Annotated in this window: 12 protein-coding genes and 3 tRNA genes; 6 read left to right on the forward strand and 9 right to left on the reverse strand. The window is 73.0% G+C overall.

Annotated features, from left to right (window positions below):
• Positions 1-45: 45 nt before the first annotated feature.
• Together Apa02nite_RS00005 and Apa02nite_RS00010 are read left to right on the forward strand one after the other, a co-directional pair.
• Entirely contained in the window at positions 46-1,032 is a 987-nt protein-coding gene (locus tag Apa02nite_RS00005; RefSeq protein WP_203823231.1) for an aliphatic sulfonate ABC transporter substrate-binding protein, read from the forward strand.
• Positions 1,029-1,778: an ABC transporter permease gene (locus Apa02nite_RS00010; RefSeq protein WP_203823232.1), complete on the forward strand. Its 750-nt coding sequence runs from the start codon at positions 1,029-1,031 to the stop codon at positions 1,776-1,778. The genes Apa02nite_RS00005 and Apa02nite_RS00010 overlap by 4 nt, the downstream gene beginning before the upstream one ends.
• Before the next feature lie 107 nt (positions 1,779-1,885).
• Here the strand turns inward: Apa02nite_RS00010 and Apa02nite_RS00015 are convergent, their stop codons facing one another.
• On the reverse strand, positions 1,886-3,229 hold the full coding sequence (locus tag Apa02nite_RS00015) for a ferredoxin reductase family protein (protein WP_203823233.1): 1,344 nt from the start codon (positions 3,227-3,229) through the stop codon (positions 1,886-1,888).
• Between the two features lie 140 nt (positions 3,230-3,369).
• Between Apa02nite_RS00015 and Apa02nite_RS00020 the strand changes: the two genes are divergently transcribed.
• Complete coding sequence (locus tag Apa02nite_RS00020; protein ID WP_203823234.1) at positions 3,370-4,089, forward strand: polyamine aminopropyltransferase; 720 nt, start codon at positions 3,370-3,372, stop codon at positions 4,087-4,089.
• A 74-nt stretch (positions 4,090-4,163) separates the two neighbouring features.
• Positions 4,164-7,505 carry a TIR domain-containing protein gene (locus tag Apa02nite_RS00025; RefSeq protein ID WP_203823235.1) on the forward strand — a complete coding sequence of 1,114 codons (3,342 nt, stop codon included), beginning with the start codon at positions 4,164-4,166 and terminating at the stop codon, positions 7,503-7,505.
• On the opposite strand, the gene Apa02nite_RS00030 is transcribed toward Apa02nite_RS00025, so the two are convergent.
• From Apa02nite_RS00030 to Apa02nite_RS00055, 6 genes are all read right to left on the reverse strand, one after another.
• Entirely contained in the window at positions 7,482-10,412 is a 2,931-nt protein-coding gene (locus Apa02nite_RS00030; RefSeq protein WP_239164003.1) for an AfsR/SARP family transcriptional regulator, read from the reverse strand. The two genes, Apa02nite_RS00025 and Apa02nite_RS00030, sit on opposite strands and share 24 nt — an antisense overlap.
• Positions 10,413-10,638: 226 nt before the next feature.
• Positions 10,639-10,709: transfer RNA gene (locus Apa02nite_RS00035), tRNA-Cys, on the reverse strand.
• 10 nt (positions 10,710-10,719) lie between these two features.
• Positions 10,720-10,800, reverse strand: a tRNA-Tyr gene (locus tag Apa02nite_RS00040).
• Positions 10,801-10,819: 19 nt separating this feature from the next.
• Positions 10,820-10,893: transfer RNA gene (locus Apa02nite_RS00045), tRNA-Leu, on the reverse strand.
• 219 nt (positions 10,894-11,112) lie between these two features.
• Complete coding sequence (locus Apa02nite_RS00050; RefSeq protein WP_203823237.1) at positions 11,113-11,997, reverse strand: RAD23 family protein; 885 nt, start codon at positions 11,995-11,997, stop codon at positions 11,113-11,115.
• Between the two features lie 11 nt (positions 11,998-12,008).
• Positions 12,009-12,503 (reverse strand): SigE family RNA polymerase sigma factor, encoded by a 495-nt coding sequence (locus Apa02nite_RS00055; RefSeq protein WP_067706787.1) that lies wholly within the window; start codon positions 12,501-12,503, stop codon positions 12,009-12,011.
• 109 nt (positions 12,504-12,612) lie between these two features.
• Between Apa02nite_RS00055 and Apa02nite_RS00060 the strand changes: the two genes are divergently transcribed.
• Positions 12,613-13,203 (forward strand): TetR/AcrR family transcriptional regulator, encoded by a 591-nt coding sequence (locus Apa02nite_RS00060; protein ID WP_203823238.1) that lies wholly within the window; start codon positions 12,613-12,615, stop codon positions 13,201-13,203.
• 27 nt (positions 13,204-13,230) lie between these two features.
• Positions 13,231-13,962, forward strand: a complete 732-nt coding sequence (locus Apa02nite_RS00065; protein ID WP_203823239.1) for an SDR family NAD(P)-dependent oxidoreductase — start codon at positions 13,231-13,233, stop codon at positions 13,960-13,962.
• Positions 13,963-14,040: 78 nt separating this feature from the next.
• Here Apa02nite_RS00065 and Apa02nite_RS00070 read toward each other — a convergent pair whose 3' ends face one another.
• Both Apa02nite_RS00070 and Apa02nite_RS50780 read right to left on the reverse strand, forming a co-directional pair.
• Entirely contained in the window at positions 14,041-15,042 is a 1,002-nt protein-coding gene (locus Apa02nite_RS00070) for a TAXI family TRAP transporter solute-binding subunit (protein WP_203823240.1), read from the reverse strand.
• Positions 15,027-15,221: a hypothetical protein gene (locus Apa02nite_RS50780; protein ID WP_239164001.1), complete on the reverse strand. Its 195-nt coding sequence runs from the start codon at positions 15,219-15,221 to the stop codon at positions 15,027-15,029. Before Apa02nite_RS50780 ends, Apa02nite_RS00070 begins: the two co-directional genes overlap by 16 nt.
• Positions 15,222-15,289 lie beyond the last annotated feature (68 nt).

The following is a 15,289-nucleotide window of genomic DNA, read 5'->3' on the forward strand; positions in this document are numbered from 1 at the left end:
GAGGACCAGCCGGCTGTGGGGCCGGCGCGAGAGGAACGGAACCTGATGAGGATCATGCGTGCGCTGGTCGCGGCGGCGGCTGCGGCGACGTTGCTGGCCGGCTGTGTCGAGGGTGAGGACACCGGGGGCAAGGCGGACGAGGCCGGCGCCACCACGCTGCGGCTGGACTACGCCTACTACAACCCGCTCAGCCTGGTCCTGCGCGACCAGAAGTGGCTGGAGACCGACCTCGCGGCGCAGCACGTCACGGTGAGCTGGCAGCTCTCCGCGGGCAGCAACAAGGCGAACGAGGCGCTGCGCGCGGACGCCGTCGACATCGGTTCGACGGCCGGGGCGGCAGCGCTGGTGGCCCGGGCGAACGGGGCGCCGATCAAGACGATCGCGGTGTTCAGCCAGCCGGAGTGGGCCGCGATCGTGGTGCCGAAGGGTTCCGCGATCACCGGCGTGGCCGGGCTCAAGGGTAAGAAGATCGCGGCCACCAAGGGCACCGACCCGTACTTCTTCCTGCTGCAGACGCTGGACCAGGCCGGGCTCGAGCCGGGCGACGTGACGGTGGTGAACCTGCAGCACGCCGACGGCAAGGCCGCGCTGGAGCGGGGTGACGTGGACGCCTGGGCCGGGCTGGACCCGCTGATGGCCACGTCGGAGCAGGAGTCCGGCTCGAAGCTGATCTACCGGAACGTGGCGTTCAACTCGTACGGCGTGCTCAACGCGCGGGAGGCGTTCCTCGGTGAGCATCCGGAGCTGGCGCAGGCGGTCGTCGACGCGTACGAGAAGGCGCGTCAGTGGATCGAGGACAACCCGGCGGACGCGGTGAAGCTGTACGCGCGGGAGGCGAAGATCTCCGAGGCGATCGCGACGACGGTGCTCACCGAGCGTACGAAAATTGATGTTGACCCTGTTCCTGGCGCGGCGCAGCGGGCGGTCTTCGAGAAGATCCTTCCGGTGCTGGTGGCGGACGCCAACGTGAAGACCGAGCAGGGTGCGCGCGACGCGCTGGACACGCTGTTCGAGCCGAAGTACGCGCAGTGACCCGGGCGGCCGCCCGGCGCCTGGCCGCCGGGCTGCTCCTGCCGCTGCTGTTGCTGGCCGCGTGGCAGTGGACGGCGTCCCGGGCGGTCTTCTCGGCGGCGCAGCTGCCACCGCCCGGCGAGGTGCTGGACGCGCTCGGCGAGCTGATCCGGCGCGGCGAGCTCTGGCACCACCTGGCGATCAGCACGCAGCGGGTGCTGATCGGTTTCGCCGCCGGTTCCGCGCTCGGCCTCGCGCTGGGCGGCCTGGTCGGCCTGTCCCGGACGGCGAGCGCGGTGCTGTCACCGACCGTGCAGGCGATCCGCGCGGTGCCGTCGCTGGCCTGGGTGCCGCTGCTGCTGCTCTGGCTCGGCATCGGCGAGACGCCGAAGATCGTGCTGGTGGCGATCGGGGCGTTCTTCCCGGTCTACACGACGGTGTCGGCGGCGCTCGCGCACATCGATCCGCACCTGGTCGAGGTGGGCCGGGCGTACGGACGGTCCGGGGTCCGCCTGCTCGCCGAGATCCTGTTCCCGGCGGCCACCCCGGCGATCCTTTCCGGACTGCGGCTGGGTCTGGCGCAGGGCTGGCTGTTCCTGGTGGCGGCCGAGCTGATCGCGTCGTCGATGGGGCTGGGCTTCCTGCTGATCGACAGCCAGAACACCGGCCGCACCGACGTGATGCTGCTGGCGATCATCCTGCTGGCGCTGCTCGGCAAGCTCACCGACACCGGCCTGGGCCTGGCCGAGCGACGGCTGCGCACATAACGGAAGAAGGAAGGACCTGAGGAAGAGGTCCCGGGTCCTGCCTCCCCCATACCGAGGCAGCACCCGGGACCTTCCATAAGGACCGCCCCGGCAAAGGCGGCCCAGCTTCATCCGGCCAGCCGGAAGCGTTCCGCGTGCACCTGCCGCCCCGGCACCCGCAGCCGCCGCAGGCTGTTCAGCACGGCCGTGGTCAGCGCGTCCGGCCCGCACACGTACACGTCCCGGGCGGTGATGTCCGGGACCAGCGCGAGCAACTGCTCCGGCTCGAACGGCTGGTACCCGGCCGCGGACCGGCCGGCCAGCACGTGCAGCCGGGCCCGCCGGACGTCCGCCAGGTTGCGGAGTTCGCCGAGCAGCACCGCGTCCTGCGCGCTGCGCACCCGGTAGAGCACGACCACGTGCCCGGTCAGTTCCGGGTCCTCGAGCAGCGCCCGGATCGGGGTGACGCCGATCCCGCCGCCGATCAGCACGGTCGCGCCGCGGGTCCGGTGGGCCGCCGTGAACGCGCCGTACGGGCCCTCGGCGTACACCTTCGCCCCGATCGGCAGGTCGCGCAGGCCGGCGCTGGTCGCGCCGACACCCTTGGCGGTGAGCCGCAGGGTGCGCCCGTTCGGGGCGGCTGACAGCGAGAACGGGTTGGCCCGCCACCACTTGTGGTGACCGGGGAAGCGCCAGAGGAAGAACTGCCCGGCCCGGGCCGGCAGCCGGTCCAGGTCCCGGCCGACGATGTGCACGGACACCGTGTCGTCGGACTCCGAGACGACCGCGCCCACCCGCAGCTGATGCCGGGCGTTGCGGAGCAGCGGGACGATCAGCCGGCCGGTGAGCAGGGCACCGAGCGCGAACGCCCACAGCCCCCACCAGTAGACCTGGGTGAGCAGGTTGACCCGGAACGCGGTGCCCTCGTACACCTGGTGCAGCACGCCGAGTGCCACGACCACGTAGAGCAGCAGGTGGATGGCGTGCCAGGTCTCGTAGGAGAGCCGGCGCCGGGCGACCCGGACCGACAGCACCACGATCACCAGGATCAGGCCGGCCGCGATCATGCCGAGCAGCACCGGCGGCTGCTTCGCCAGGCTCACCATGGTGGCCAGGAACGACGTGCCGTCCAGCCGGGCGAAACCGAGCAGCACGAACGCCGGGTGGGCCAGCGCCAGCCAGAAGATCGCCATGCCGGTCCAGCGGTGCCACCCGGTGAGGCGGTCCATGCCGTAGGCCCGGTCGACGATCGGGAGCCGGGCCACCAGCAGCAGTTGCAGGGCCATGGCGAGGGCGAGGTAGAGGCCGAGGAGCCGGCCGATCGTACCCGGAAGATTTTTGGCGGGTCCGGCGGCGGCGAACATCACCTGGACCGCGGCGAGGTTGAGCACGAGGAACGCGACAGTGCCGACGCGAGCGACGCGGAGCGAACGGCGGACGGTGAGAACTCGAGGCTGGGTCACGGCGGTCATCCCGGTCTCCCCACTGCTGGGCTGGGAGCTGCTGTTACCGGGGTGTACCGCAACTCTCCCGGGTCGGTTCACCGCCCCCGGGCCTGCCACGTTCGAGTTCCCGTGCACACTCGTGCACAAGCCCACCGAAAGGACACCTCATGCCGTCCCGATTCGCCGAACTCGGCTGGGCCGACACCCGCATCGGCGAAATCAGCCTCCGGCGGCGCCTCGAACCCACGACCAAGACCGATGTGTACGAGGTGAAGCTCGGCGACGAGTACCTGATGTCGAGCCTGTTCACCGTCGCCGAGGAGGAGCTGTCCCGGCTCGGCCTGGCCGCTCTGCCGGACGGCGCCCGGCTGGACGTCGTCGTCGGCGGGCTGGGCCTCGGTTACACCGCCCGCACCGCGCTCGACGACGACCGGGTCGCGTCCCTGACCGTGGTCGAGGCGCTGGCCCCGGTGATCGACTGGCACCGCCGCGAGCTGCTCCCGGAGGCCGGCGCGCTGGTCACCGACCCCCGCACCACGCTCCTCGAGGGTGACTTCTTCGCGCTGGTCCGCGATGGCTCGGGCTTCGACCCGGCCGTGCCCGGGCGCCGCTTCGACGCGATCCTGCTCGACGTCGACCACTCCCCGGTCAACGTGCTGGACCCCACGCACGCCGACCTCTACACCGCCGGCGGGCTGCGCCGGCTCACCGCTCTGCTGCGGCCGGGCGGCGTGTTCGGGCTCTGGTCCGACGACGCGCCCGAGGAGGGGTTCCTGGCCGTGCTGCGGGAGGTCTTCACCAGCGTCGAGGCCCACGTGGTGACCTTCGACAACCCACTGACCAGGGGAACCTCGGCCAACACGGTCTACGTCGCGACCGCGTCGTAACGCCCGGCTGCACCGTCGGGCGCGGTGGCATGGAGAATCGGCCCCCGCCGATCACCTAGCCCGCGGGAACAGTCATGCCCTTTGATGGTTTCATCTCCTACAGCCACGCCGCCGACGGGCGGCTCGCTCCGGCTGTCCAGCGTGGTCTGCACCGGCTGGCGAGACCCTGGCACCGGCGGCGCGCGCTCTGGATCTTCCGGGACCAGACCGGGCTGGCGGTGACGCCCAAGCTGTGGACCTCCATTCAGGAGGCTCTCGACGGCTCGAACCACTTCGTGCTGCTCGCCTCGCCGGAGGCGGCCCGCTCGCCGTGGGTGAACCGGGAGATCGAGCACTGGCTGGCGACCAAGTCGGCGGACCAGATCCTGCCGGTGGTGACCGACGGCGACTGGTTCTGGGACGCCGGCGCCGGGGACTTCACCGCCGGCTCGACCGCGGTGCCGGCCGCGCTGCGCGGGGTGTTCACCGAGGAGCCGCTCTTCCTCGACCTGCGGTGGGCCCGCGACGACCTGCACCTGAGCCTGCAGCACGTCCGGTTCCGGGACGCGATTGCGCAGCTGGCCGCGCCGATGCACGGGGTCAGCAAGGACGAGCTGGAGGGTGAGGACGTCCGGCAGCACCGGCGGGTGCGGCGGCTGGGCGTAGTGGCCGTGTCGATGCTGGTGCTGCTGACCCTGGTCACGTCGCTGACCGGGATGGTCGCGGTGCGCAACGCCGACCGGGCCAACGCCGCGGTGGTGGAGGCCGACCGGCAGGAGCAGGTGGCGACGCAGCAGCGCACCACCGCCGAACGCGCCACCGAGGAGTCGCAGCGGCAGCAGGAGAACGCCCGGGTCCAGGAGGCGCGGGCGCAGACCGCCAAGGAGGAGACCGGCCGGCAGACGCTGCTCGCCGGGGAACAGCAGGCCCTCGCCGAGGAGGCCGCCGCGGAGGCGGAGCGGGAGCAGGACGCCGCCGAGCGGTACCGGGCCACCGCGGCGCGGCAGAAGGCGAACGCCGAACGGCAGCAGAAGCTGGCCCGGGGCGCCGGCGAGGAGGCGCAGCGGCAGCGGGCCGACGCCGACCGGGAGAAGGCGAACGCGCAGCGGCAGCAGGAGCTCGCGGACCAGGCGTCGGCGCGGGCGACGGAGCAGAAGAAGCTCGCCGCGAAGTACCACGCGCAGGCCCGCAAGGCCGAGGAGGAACGCAAGCGGCAGGAGAAGCTGGCCCGGGAGGCGGCCGACGAGGCCCGCCGCCAGCGCGAGGCCGCGGCGAAACAGCAGCGTGCCGAGATCAGCCGGCGCCTGATGGTACGGGCCCGCGCGATGATCGTCGACGACCCGAAGAAGGCCCTGATGCTGGGTGTCGCGGCGCAGCGGCTGAACCCGGAGCCGCAGACTCTCGAGCAGCTCAGCCACTTGGTCATGTCGACGCACTACGCCGGCGCGCTCACCGGCGTGACCACCGTCGTGCCGGTCACCGGGCAGGTCGTCGCGACCGCGGACACCGGCGGGACCGTGTCGCTGTGGGACGGCACCGACCCGGCCGAGCCGGTACGGCTCGCCACCGTGCCGGCCGGTGCGACGGCGGACACCACGCTGGCCACCGCCCCGGACGGGCACACGCTCGCGGTCGTCAACGGCGGGGCCGAGGTGGCCCTGTGGAACGTGACCGATCCGGCCCACCCGGCCCGGCGGGCCCCGATCACCGACGCCGCCGGGATCACCACCGTCACGTTCAGCCCGGACGGGCACACCGCCGCGGCGAGCAACCGGGACAAGAACACCGTCCTGTGGGACCTCACCGGCACCGCGCCGGCCCCGCTGGCGACGCTGCCCGCCGCGTACCCCCTGACATTCGGTCCGGACGGACGGACCGCCGTGACCAGCGGGGCGGTCGTGCGGGTCTGGGATCTGACCGACCCGGCCCACCCGGTGCCGGGCGCCGTGCTCGCCGTGGCCTTCGGCAACCCGATCACCGACGCCGCCATCGCGTTCAGCCCGAAGGTGCCCGTGGTGGCGGTCGAGCAGGACGGCGACTACGTCGGGCTGTGGGACCTGAGCGAACCGGCCACGCCGCACCCGGGCCTCTCCAAGCTCGCCGCGACCGGTGACGCCCACCTGAGCGCGATGGCGTTCGGCCCGGACGGGCTCACCCTGGCCCTCGCCGACTCGGACGGCAGGACCGCGCTGTGGACCATCGGGGACGACGACGCGTTCCCCTGGTTCTCCACCCAGCTGGCCACGCTGAACACCGCGGACGGCGCGGTCGGGTCGCTGGCCTTCAGCGCGGACGGCCGCACCCTGACCACGGTCGGCACCGCACGCCGGACGGCCACGCTGTGGAGCACGAAGGGCCGGTTCGCCAAGGAGCCGATCGCCACGCTCCCCTGGCCGCTCACCGGCCGCGTCGTGGGCCTGGAGTTCGGGCCGGACAACCGCTCGCTGCTCGCGGCGGGCCGGCAGGGTCCGGCGGTGCCGTGGGACCTGACCGATCCGGCCGCCCCGGTCCAGGGGGCCACCGTGCCCCTGCTCGGCAGCACTGTCGACGGGATCACGCTGAGCCCGGACGGCCGCACCCTCGCGGTGACCGGGGTGAACAAGACCGTCACGCTGCTCGACATGACCCGGCCGGACGCGCCGGCACTGCTGTCCACGCTCGACGACGGCGGGGACCTGATCTACACGGTGACGTTCAGTCCGGACAGTCGTACCCTCGCGGTCGGCCGCCGCGACGGCAAGACGACCTTGTGGGATGTCACGGACCGGGAGAAGCCGGTCTCGCGCACCGTGCTCGCGCTCCGCACGACGTTGACCACCATCGCGTTCGCGCCGGACGGGCGCACCATGGCCGTCGGTGAGGGCTACAACGTGTCGCTGTGGGACGTGACGAACCTGGCCGCCCCGGCGCGGCTCACCTCGATCCCGCTGAAGGACTGGATCAGTTTCACCGCGAACACGCTGGTGTTCAGCCCGGACGGGCGCACCCTGGCGGCCGGCGCCGACGACGCGACGGTCCTGCTGTGGGACGTCGCCGACCCGGCACAGCCCCGCCGGGTCGCCGCGCTGACCGGGCACACCAACGCGGTGCTGTGGGTGGCCTTCACCCCGGACGGCCGCTCCCTCGCCAGCGCCAGCATCGACGACACCATCATGCTGTGGGACATCGCCGAGATGTCCGACCCGGTCCCGTACGCCACGATCAAGACCCCGGACCTGCAGAGCTACAACGTGGCGCTCAGCCGGGACGGGCGCACCATCGCGGCCGGCGGCACGTACGGCGCGCCGAGCAAGAACGTCACGCTCTGGGACGTCCGGGTGCCGGCGGACCTGGCGGCCGACCCGGCCGGGAACGCGTGCCTGGTCAGCGGGCGGGGGCTGACCGCGGACGAGTGGAAGAGCTACGTCCCGGAGCTACCGCACCGGTCCACCTGCTGACGGAGCGGCCGGCACCCACAGGTCGGCGAAGACCCGCCGGGCCAGGTCGAGGTGCGGCCGGGCCTGGTCGGGGTCACCGGCGTCCCGCCACGCCGCGGCGAGGCCGTCGTGGGCGCGGGCCGTCTCGTACCGGTCGCCGATCTCCTCGGCCAGGTCCAGCGCCGCACCGTGCTGACGGCGGGCGTCGTCGGCGTCCCCGGCGGCGAGCAGCACCTGGCCGAGGTCGTTGAGCGCCTCCGCCTCGCTGGCCCGGTCGCCGATCCGCCGGTGCAGCACCAGCGCGCGGCGCAGGTGCCCGGCCGCCTCGGTGAGCCGGTCCTGGCGGGCGTGCACCGCGGCGAGGTCGCTCAGCACGTACGCCTCCGCGGTCCGGTTGCCGGTGCGCCGGACGGCGTCGAGGCTCTCCTCGAGGTGGGCGGCGGCCTTGCCGAGGTTTCCTTCCTGGTCCGGCAGCCGGGCCAGCAGCGACAGCACGTACGCCTCGCTGAACCGGTCACCGAGGGTGGCGTAGCGGGTCAGCGCGGCGTCGTACCGCCCCGCCGCCGACGCCGGGTCGCCGAGCCGCGCGTCGATCAGGCCCAGCCGGACCAGCGCGTCGGCCTGACCGGCGTCGTCACCGAGGTGCTCGTACAGCGTCCGCGCCCGCTGGTAGTGCTCGGCGGCCCGCCGGTAGTCGCCCAGCAACCAGGAGACGCTGCCCAGGTCCCGCATCACCAGGGCCTCGGCCGCGTGCTCGCCGAGGTCCGCGTAGAGGACGAGCGCCTGCTGGTACGTCGTGGCGGCCTCGTGCGGACGCCCCTGACGGCGGTGCAGCCGGCCCAGGTGGGACAGCGCCCGGGCCTGCGCCGAACGGTCGCCGACCGCGCGGGCGGCGGACACCGCGGACGCCATCACGGTGGCCGCCTCGGCGACCGGCCCGCCCGCGTCGAGGTGCGGGAACAGCGCCTCGGCCAGCGCGATGGTGTGCCGGTGGAAGCCGTGCGCCGCGCCGTGGACGCAGATCACCGCGAGGTTCGCCCGTTCCGCCTCGAGCCAGTCCCGGGCCGCGCCGGCGTCACCGTCGCTCGCCGCGGCCAGGTAGTGGTCGAACAGGCGATGCAACGCGGCCCGCCGGTCCGGTTCGGCGTCGTGCTCGGCGGCCAGCCCGGCGGCGTAGGCGCGCAGCAACCCGTGCATGGCGTACCGGCCGCCCCGCCCGGCCTGGACCAGGCTGGCCCGGGCCAGCACGCCGAGCAGCCGCCGCGCCTCGCCGGGCTCGACACCGGTCAGCGCGGCCACCGCGTCGACGTGCGCGGACTCCCCCGGGTGCAGCCCGAGCAGCCGGAACACCCGGGCTGCGGCGTCCGGCAGGCTCCGGTACGACCACGAGAACACCGCCCGGACCTCGGCCCGCTGGTCGCCGCCCGCGGCGAGCAGGTCGAGCCGCACCTGGTGGTCGTCCAGCTCGGCGACGAGCTCGGCCAGCGGCACGTCGGCACGGTCGGTGGCCAGCCCGGCGGCGATCCGCAGCGCCAGGGGCAGCCGGGCGCACGCGGTGGCCAGGGCCTGGGCGGCGGCCGGCTCGGCGGTCACCCTCGTACCGATCAGGGTGTGCAGCAACCCGAGCGCGTCCGGCAGCGGCAGCAGGTCGAGCATCACCCGCTCGGCGCCGTGCACCGCGACCAGGCCGGGCAGCGAGTCCCGGCTGGTGATCAGAACCAGACACGACCCGGTGCCGGGCAGCAGCGGCCGCACCTGTTCCACCGAGGCCGCGTCGTCGAGCAGCACCAGCATCCGCCGGCCGGTCAGCTCGGAGCGGAACCGGCCGGCACGCTCGTCGACACCCGGCGGGATCTCCGGCCCGCGCACCCCGAGCGCGGTGAGGAACCCGGCCAGGGCGTCCGCGACGGCCACCGGCTGCTCCGCGTCGTAGCCGCGCAGGTTCACGTAGAGCTGCCCGTCCGGGAACCCGTCCCGGACGCGGTGCGCCCACCGCACGGCCAGCGCGGACTTGCCGACGCCGGCCGTGCCGGAGAGCAACGCCACGGTCAGCGGTGGCTCACCACCGCCCGGCGACACCAGCAACCTGTCCAAGGCGGAGAGTTCCCGGGTACGACCGGTGAAGGCCCGGACATCGGCCGGCAACTGTGCCGGAACGGTCACCGCGGCGGCGGCCGGTGCGCCGACCGGCAGCTCCAGAGCGGCGTCGGCGGCGAGGATCTGCTCGTGCAGCCGGCGCAGCCCGGCGCCCGGATCGCTGCCCAGCTCGTCAGCGAGGGACCGCCGGATCCGCCGGTACTGCTCGTCCGCGTCGGCCTGCCGCCCGCACCGGTACAGCGCCAGCATCGCCTGCCCGGCCAGGCGTTCGTCGAGGGGATGTTCCGCCACGGCGGCGCTCAGCCCGGCCAGCAGTTCACCGTGCCGGCCCAGCCGGAGCAGCACGTCGTAACCGTCCAGTTCGGCGGCGAACCGTTCGTCGAGCAGCGCGCGTCGTGTCGCGTTCAGCCACGGCGTGTCCAGCCCGGCGAACGGCTCGCCCCGCCACAGGTCCAGCGCCTGCCCGATCAGGTCGGCGGCGGCCCGGTCGGACTCCGCGGCCCGGCCCAGCGCCGTCAACCGGCGGAACCGGTGCAGGTCCACGGTCTGCGGATCCACGGTGAGCAGGTAACCGCCGGGTTCGCGCCGGATCGCCACGCCCGGCGCCCCGGCGATCGCGCCGCGCAGCCGGGACAGGTAGCTGTAGAGCGCGCCGGCCGCCCGCTGCGGTGCCTGCCCGCCCCACACCCGGTCGATCAACTGGTCCACGGTGACCGGACGCCCGGCCTCCACCAGCAGCACACCCAGCACGCACCGCTGCCGGGCATGCCCCAGGTCGGCGGACACCCCGCCGATCCGGGCCTCCACCACACCGAGCACACCGAACTCCACCGCCAACTGACCTCCACACGCTCGTCTCCTACCAGCGGATTCAAGAAATCCACCAGGAAAGTACGAGTCTCCCATGCTTCGTACAAGGTCAACCGGCAAGCATCGACGTCGTTGCAGGGCAGCGGGTCGCTCTCGCCCGGTTACGGAAACGTACGGGGGAATCGGGACGCCATCGCGCCACGAGAGAGGCGATGAGCGACCTGCCCTGCAACAGCGCTCCGCTTCGAGACCGCAGCCGGATTCGAACCGGCGTGTACCGCTTTGCAGGCGGGCCCCTGGCCACTCGGGCATGCGATCGTGTCGTGCGTGCGGGCGGCAGGATTCGAACCTGCTCAGCGAAGCACCCGGTTTACAGCCGGGCCCGACTCTCCATCGTCGGCGCGCCCGCGTGACGTGTAACCACGCTGTGCCCTCGGCGCGACTCGAACGCGCACCACCGGCGTCCTCAACGCCGGGCCTCTGCCAGTTGGGCTACGAGGGCCTTGGTTTCCCATCAGGATCAAAAACAAAAAACCGCCATTCCCGTACGAGGGAACGGCGGCGCGTATCACGCGAGAGCGGGCTCAGCCGCGCCACCGGTCCGGGGCGAGATAGCGGTACGCACACAGCATGATCGTGATCTCCCTGATCAGTCCTCCGGGCGGTGCCGCCCGAAGCTGTGTCCCACCCTAGAAGCCCCGCCCCGGAGCCGGCAACACGTTTATCCGCCGATGTGGAACCGCTCGTCGACGGCGAGCCCGGCCAGCGTCCGCGTGTCGAACGGCAGCTGGGCGAGCGCGTCCTTGGGCGTGCCGTCCCGGTTGGTGGCCAGCGCCCGGCTCTGCCCCACGAAGACCACCACGTCGTCGTCCCAGCGGTACGCGGCCCACTGGCCGAGCCGGCTGTCACCGCCGGCGGCGGGTGTGGCGACACCCACCTTCGCCGCGCCGACCTGCTGCACCTGGCAGTCGCCGCCCATCCCCCAGAACGCCGTCGCCAGCTTGCACGGGTCGTCCGGCAGGGTGTTGTCCGACTCGTGCACCTCGACCAGGACCTGCCCGAGGCCACCGCCCTTGGCGAGCGCCGCGGTCGCCAGGTAGCTCCACTCCGGGTTCTCGATCGCCGCCTGGTGCCACTGCAGGTCGGACCCGTCGTCGAGCTGGCCGCGCGGGGTGGCGTACCCGCTCGGGACGACCTTCAGCAGGTCGGCGAGCAGCTGCTTGCCGCTCTGGTAGCGGGGCCCGGTGTCGGCGGTGGCGTCCCCGCTGGCCTCGGCCGGCCAGGACGGCTCGGTCTCCTCCTCCTGCGGTGTCGCGGACGGTCCCGGTGTCGCGGACGGGCCTCGTGAGGCGATCACGCTCGGCGTGGCGGCCGGTGCCGCGACCGGGATCCCGCCCTCCGGGCCGGCATCACCGGAGAGGTAGTGGGCCGGCACGATCGTCACCGCGGCCAGGGCCGCGAACGCACCGGCACAGGCGAGCAGCGTACGACGGCGCCCCGCGGCCCGCCGCCCCGCCGCGATCACGGTGGCCGACTGCATCGGTGGCGGCTCGGAACTCTGCGTCACCACGCTCCGCAGCGCCTCGCGGAACTCGGTCTCCTCCATGGTCTTCCCCCTCATTCGGCGGTGACGGGCGCGCCGATGAGCGCGCGCAACGTGGCCAGCCCGCGGGCGGACTGACTCTTGACCGTGCCGCTGGTGCAGCCGAGCGCCGCGGCGGTCTCCTCGATGCTGAGGTCCTGCCAGTAGCGCAGCACCAGCACGGCACGCTGCCGGGCCGGCACGTCGGCCAGCGCCCGCAGCAGCATCAGCCGGTCCTCGGCGGGCACGTCCGGCGCCGCCCGCTCGATCGGCTCGTGGTGCGGTCGTTCCCGGCGCCACCAGCCCCACCGGCCCTCGTCGATGAAGGCGCGGATCATCACTTGGCGGGCGTACGGGTCCAGCGACTCCTGCTTGCTGATCCGGTCCCAGCGCAGATAGAGCTTGGTGAAGGTGGTCTGCACCAAGTCCTCCGCCCGGTGCCAGTTGCCACAGAGCAGGTACGCCGTGGCGCGCATGCTGCCTGACCGGGCCGCGAAATACTCCGCGAACGCCTCGTCACGGTCACTCATGCAATCCCCCATCGGTCATCGGTCGCGGTAAGCACGAGGCCGACGGGCGCCAGGGTTGCACGAGAATCCTTTCTAGACCGTACGTTCTGGAATTGGTAGGGTGTTGCCCGTGGGACGAACCAAGGAATTCGACGTCGCGGACGCGCTGGAGCGGGCGATGCGGCTGTTCTGGAGCAAGGGTTATGCGGCCACGTCGATCGCCGACCTGGTCACCGCGACCGGGGTGGCGCGGGCCGGGCTCTACGCCACGTTCGGCGACAAGCACGAGCTCTACCTCAAGGCCCTCGACGCGTACGCCACGGCCCGCGACCCGGCGCTCGTGGCCCGCCTGTCCGGCGCCGGTCCGGCACTGCCCGCGGTGTACGCGCTGATCACCGACTACGCCGACGCCGACCAGGCCAGGGCGGGCTGCTTCGTGGTGAACGCGGCGATCGAGCGGCTGCCCGCCGACGCCGGGGCCGCGCTCACCGTGGAGGCCAGCTGGTCGGCACTGGAGGCGGCGCTGACCGCCGCGTTCAGCCGGGCCCGGGCGGCCGGCGAGCTGGTCGCCGACGCCGACCCGGCCGCGCTGGCCCGCCTGGTGCTGGTGCTGCTGCAGGGCATGCGCGTCGTCGGCCGCGGCCGGCCGGGCAGCGGGCGCGCCACCACGGCCGCCGCACAGGCGATCACGATGATCGGCACTCTCACTCCCATTATTTGACCGTACGTTCTAGAAAACGGGGATCTCATGACGGAACGTTTCGCGGGAAAGATCGCCCTGGTCACCGGCGGCGGCTCCGGGATCGGCCGGAACACCGCGCGGGCACTCGCCGCCGAGGGTGCGACCGTGATCGTCGCCGGGCGCAACCGGGCCGCGCTGGAGGAGGCCGGCGGGATCCCGATGGTCGCCGACGTCAGCGTCGAACAGGACGTCGCGGCGCTGCTGGACGCGATCGGCGAGAAGTTCGGGCGGCTCGACGTGGCGGTCAACAACGCCGGGGTGTTCGGCGGCGGGATGCCGCTCGCCGAGATGCCCAGCCCGGAGTGGGACCGCCTGGTCGCGACGAACCTGACCGGCGTCTACCTGGCGATGAAGCACGAGATCGGGCTGATGCGCCCGACCGGCGGCACGATCGTCAACGTCGCCTCGAACATCGGCGCGCACGGCCGGCGCCCGGGCCTGGGCGCCTACGCGGCCACCAAGGCCGCGGTCAGCGCCCTGACCCGCAACACCGCCCTGGAGTACATCCGTGACGGCATCCGGATCAACGCGGTCAGCCCCGGCCCGGCCGACACGACGATGTCGCTGCACCCCGGCGAGACGCCCGACGACCGGGCCGCACGACTGGCGGCCGGCCTGCCGATCGGCCGGGTCGGCTCCCTCGACGAGATCACCTCCGCCATTCTGTGGCTGGCCTCCCCGGAGTCCGCTTTCACCGTCGGCCACGACCTGGTCATCGACGGCGGCGCCACCGCCTGACCGGCCCGGCACGGTGGCGGCTGGTGCTCAGGGTTGCCTCCCGGGCGTGAAGGCACCCCTGAGCACCAGCCGGCCTCGCTACTTCGGGGCGTTCAGGTCGTCGAGGGCCTTCTCGGCGCCGCGGTGCAGCGGCACCGGTGCCGTCCGGCGGGCCGTCGAGAGGCTGATCTCCTTGGCCGCGGCGTTCGCCTGTTCGAGCTGGGGTTTGCGGTCGAAGAGCGTCCTGGTGAGGACGCAGGCGACGTCCGGGTCGAGGTCCGCGCGGACCAGCAGGTAGTTCGGGACGACGATGGTCTTGACGTCGGCCGGCTGCCGGTACGTCGCGGCCGGGACGGTGCCCTCCTGATAAACCTCGTTGATCTTCTGGAGGGCCGGGAGCAGCGGGGTGACGTCGAGGAACGCGACCTGATCCTTCGCGGTCGTCAGCAGGTCGGTGATGCCGGGGGTGGGCAGCCCGCCGGACCAGAACAGCGCGTCGATCGAACCGTCCTTCATCCCGTCGACGGTCTTGGTGAGGTCGAGTTTCTGGGCGCTGACGTCCGTCGCCGGGTCGAGGCCGGCCACGGTCAGCATCCGGTTCGCGATCACCTCGGTGCCGGACTTCGGCGAGCCGGTGGAGACCCGCTTCCCCTTCATCCCGGCCACGTCCTCGATGCCCGCGGCCTTGCGGACGATCACCTGGGTGTAGTTGGTGTGAATCCGCGCCAGGGCGGCGACCGGCTGCTTCGCGGTGAAGCTGTTCGTGCCGTTGACCGCGTCCGCGGCCGTGTCGGCGAGCGAGAACGCCACGTCGTAGCTGCCCGCGACGAGCTGCTGGATGTTCTGCACCGACGCGCCGGTCTCGGCCGCGGTCGCCTGCACCCGGCTGCCGGACGCGTTCACCTGCTCGGCGAACGCGTTGCCGAGCGCGAAGTAGACCCCTGTCGCGTTGCCGGTCGCGATGCCGACCCGGGTGTCCTGGCCGACCTGGCAGGTGACGTCGCCACCGGCGTCGGTCGCGGCGGTGTCCTGCCGGCCACCACACGCGGCGGTGGCCAGGACGAGAGTGAGTGCGGTCGTCGCGGTCACGATTCTTCGCATGCTTCGCCTTCCTGATCAACGATCTCTTCCGGACGTCGTCGGGCCCGGGCCACGGCGGCGAGCAGCGCCGACCCGGCCAGTGCGGCCAGCCCGATCCCGATCGTGAGCGGCGCCAGGTACAGCAGGAACAGCCCGGCGATCCCGGCCAGGATCCGGCTCGGCAGCCCGGCCCGGCCCACCCCCGGCACCCCCAGCCACCGGTCGCCACGGCCAGCCCGAGCACCGCGAGTGCCGCCGCCGCGCTGGT

This window comes from Actinoplanes palleronii, from assembly GCF_016862315.1.
GTDB lineage: Bacteria > Actinomycetota > Actinomycetes > Mycobacteriales > Micromonosporaceae > Actinoplanes > Actinoplanes palleronii.